Here is a 1,186-nt window from a genome sequence, read left to right on the forward strand (position 1 = left end):
CTCACCGACGCCCTCCACCACTGGTTCGGCACCCCCCACACCACCGCCACCACCCAGCCATCCCTGGTAGCCAGCGATATCGACTGAACAGGAGCGTGCGAATGACAAGGGACGTGATCGTCGTCGGCGGAGGTCCGGTTGGCCTGATGATGGCTGGCGAACTCCGCATTGGCGGCGTCGATGTCGTCGTTTACGAGAAACTGCCCACTCCGCCGCGGGAATCACGCGGCGCGAGTTTCACCAGGCGCACGGCCGAGTGCTTCGAACAGCGAGGGCTGCTGGGCAGACTCGGCGAGACGGAACGTGCGGACTGCCATTTCGGGGGCATTCCGATCGATCTCAGCATGTTCGAGGAAGATCATTTCAGTGCCAGGGGAATCTCCCAGTACCGCACCGAGCGGATGCTGGAAGGCTGGGTGACCGAGCTCGGCGTGCCGGTGCGGCGCGGATACGAGGTGACGGGTTTCCGCGAGACACCGCACGGCATCGCCGTCTCCTTCGACGGGCCGGACGGTCCCGGCGAGGACACCGCCAGCTACCTGGTCGGATGCGATGGCGGCCGCAGCACCATCCGCAAGCTGGCCGGCATCGACTTCCCCGGCTCGGCATCCACCCGCGGCTTCTACACAGCCGACGTCACCGGGATCGACACCCGTCGCCGGCGCATCGGTGAGGATCTGCCGGACGGCAGCATGATCATGGCGATGGACCTGGAGAACAACGTGACCCGGGTCGTCGTACACGAGAGGGGCATGCCGCCACGGGACCGGGACTCCCTGACGTACACCCACCTCGCTGACGCGTGGCAGCGGCTCACCGGCGAATCCATCCACCATGGACAGTGCCAGTGGCTCGGCTGCTTCACCGACGCGTCCAGGGTGGCCGCCGAGTATCGGCGCGGCCGGGTGTTCCTGGCAGGCGACGCCGCCCACGTCCAGCCTCCGGCCATGGCACAGGGGCTGAGCGTCGGCGTGCAGGACGCGGTGAATCTGGGCTGGAAACTGGCGGCAACGGTCAACGGCTGGGCACCCGGCGGGCTGCTCGACACCTACCACACCGAACGCCACCCCATCGGACAGCAGCTAGCGCGCAACGCCCGTGCGGCGATCGAACTGCGGCTCACCGGTGAGGAGATGGATCCGGTGCGTAGCGTGATGTCCGAGCTGGTGGCATACAAAGACGCCGC

1 protein-coding gene is annotated in these 1,186 nt (G+C 67.2%); it reads left to right on the plus strand.

Translation table 11 applies throughout. The features are described 5' to 3' along the window. Nucleotides 1-101: 101 nt before the first annotated feature. Nucleotides 102-1,186 (plus strand): FAD-dependent monooxygenase (locus DPM12_RS22660; RefSeq protein ID WP_112260606.1); only part of this gene is annotated, 1,085 nt, incomplete at its 3' end.

The sequence above is a fragment of the Phytoactinopolyspora halophila genome (assembly GCF_003287285.1).
Taxonomy (GTDB): Bacteria; Actinomycetota; Actinomycetes; order Jiangellales; family Jiangellaceae; genus Phytoactinopolyspora_A; species Phytoactinopolyspora_A halophila.